The organism is Streptococcus sp. 4094 (assembly GCF_013277125.1).
GTDB lineage: Bacteria > Bacillota > Bacilli > Lactobacillales > Streptococcaceae > Streptococcus.
Genome location: NZ_VMMI01000060.1, coordinates 1 through 1,630, shown reverse-complemented (window position 1 = coordinate 1,630; position 1,630 = coordinate 1). Strand labels below are relative to the sequence as shown.

Here is a 1,630-nt window from a genome sequence, read left to right as displayed (position 1 = left end):
GTAGATGATTAGAAAGAGGTGCAGAATGGGTTGTAACAAACGTAGAGTTAATACAACCAATTTGGTTCGGATTGATGGTGGCGACCTTATTAAACAAGGGGATTTGTCTTCTACTTTTGGATTTGAATTGTTAGATGAAAATTACCGTGTCATGACCTTATTTGAGGGTCAAGATGCGGTTGTTACTCTAACAAAGGGACAACGCAGGTGGAAGACAACTGCTCCCGTCACTAGCCATTCTGTCAATTTTAATTTAGATAGTATTCTACCAAGCGGAAAATACCGAGTGGAAATCTCGGTTGGAGGGTATATCTTCCCAAGCGATAGAGATACTTATATTGAAATTGAAGACTCAGATAAAGAATTGGTTACGGAAGATGTCTACACTTTGAAGGAATTAGACATCGAAAAAGAAGTAAAAAAACAACTTGCAGGAAGACCTGCAAGAGAAGGTGGAGCATGTCAGGAAATCCCAGACTTGCTCACATACTATAATATTGGAAAGGTGTAAAAAATTATGGATACAAGTAAATGGATTGCATTCGCTCAAGCATTGGGAGCGGATAACAAGACAATGAAGCAGTTAATCGATACGAAGATTGACAATGCTACTTTAATGCAGGCTATCGAGCAGGCTAAAACCGCAGTCAAAAACGACATTTTGGGAGAGGGTGTCCCTGAAAATCTTGATACGCTTAAAGAGATTGCTACGATGATTGCTAGCATGAGTGGTGATACTGAAGGCGCAGTCGTGCAAAAATTGGCCGATCTTGGCCGTCGTATTGACGAATTTGCCAACCTTGACTTGGTCGCAACATATAATGCAGCGAAAGCGTGATCGCTATGAGTAATTTAGAGGAATTTGCCCAAACAGTTGGGCGAGATGTCAAGGAGCTGAGCCAAAAGCCTGAACCAAGGCTGACACTGACAGGAATTACCCTTGGAATTGTTGGAGGCAATCATGTCACCCTACCGTTACCAGATAATGTAGGGCATGAAATCCGTGGCACTGGCTCACCAGAAGGGCGTATAAGTGCAGAAATAGGAGTGACTTACATCGACACAGCTAAAACTAACGGTGCTTTAAAATGGATTAAGATTACTGATGGTGGAAATCAAGGTTGGAAAGTTGTTGAAGGTGACACTGGTTGGGTGTTAGGTTGGCAGTATGATACGAATAAAAATGTCATAAACAGAATGTATTTCAGACGTATAAATAATGTTGTACATGTTAAGTTTGAACTTAAAATTAACACTAGTGCAATTAGACCTGATACTAATTTAATACTAGATCCAGGCAGTTATGAGTCAGATGATAACTTATCTATTGATGGTTTTAAACCTGTTGATGATGTAGCTCAGACTATATTTAATACTTATAATGATATTTATTCTAATACTGCAAGTGCTGAAAATTCAGAAGGTGCACAAGGAACGGGTGCTGTGATTATTCATTATAAGTATAACCATTATAAAGAGTATAGCGAAAAAAGTGGATTGAAGTTGCAGATTGTAACTAGTGAATTAGGCGTGGAGCAAAATCACGTCAACCCATTTTCTTATTTAACAGAAGATGAGTGGCCTACAACATTACCAACTATAGGAGGATAAACATATGACACAATTTAAC

General features: G+C 39.0%; 3 protein-coding genes. All 3 read left to right on the top strand.

What is annotated here, in order from left to right:
- Nucleotides 1–25 precede the first annotated feature (25 nt).
- Genes HT721_RS10450 through HT721_RS10440 form a run of 3 tightly spaced genes read left to right on the top strand, consistent with a single transcriptional unit; the run spans nucleotide 26 to nucleotide 1,611 of the window.
- A complete protein-coding gene (locus HT721_RS10450; RefSeq protein ID WP_173214045.1) occupies nucleotides 26–511 on the top strand; it encodes a hypothetical protein in 486 nt (161 codons plus the stop codon).
- Between the two features lie 6 nt (nucleotides 512–517).
- Nucleotides 518–838 (top strand): hypothetical protein, encoded by a 321-nt coding sequence (locus tag HT721_RS10445; protein ID WP_173214047.1) that lies wholly within the window; start codon nucleotides 518–520, stop codon nucleotides 836–838.
- A gap of 5 nt (nucleotides 839–843) precedes the next feature.
- Complete coding sequence (locus HT721_RS10440) at nucleotides 844–1,611, top strand: hypothetical protein (RefSeq protein WP_112445249.1); 768 nt, start codon at nucleotides 844–846, stop codon at nucleotides 1,609–1,611.
- Nucleotides 1,612–1,630: the final 19 nt, after the last annotated feature.

Excerpts from the sequence above, each read along its gene's own strand:
- HT721_RS10450 (WP_173214045.1), top strand. The coding sequence starts at position 26 with ATGGGTTGTAACAAACGTAGAGTTAATACAACCAATTTGGTTCGGATT.
- HT721_RS10445 (WP_173214047.1), top strand. The coding sequence starts at position 518 with ATGGATACAAGTAAATGGATTGCATTCGCTCAAGCATTGGGAGCGGAT.
- HT721_RS10440 (WP_112445249.1), top strand. The coding sequence starts at position 844 with ATGAGTAATTTAGAGGAATTTGCCCAAACAGTTGGGCGAGATGTCAAG.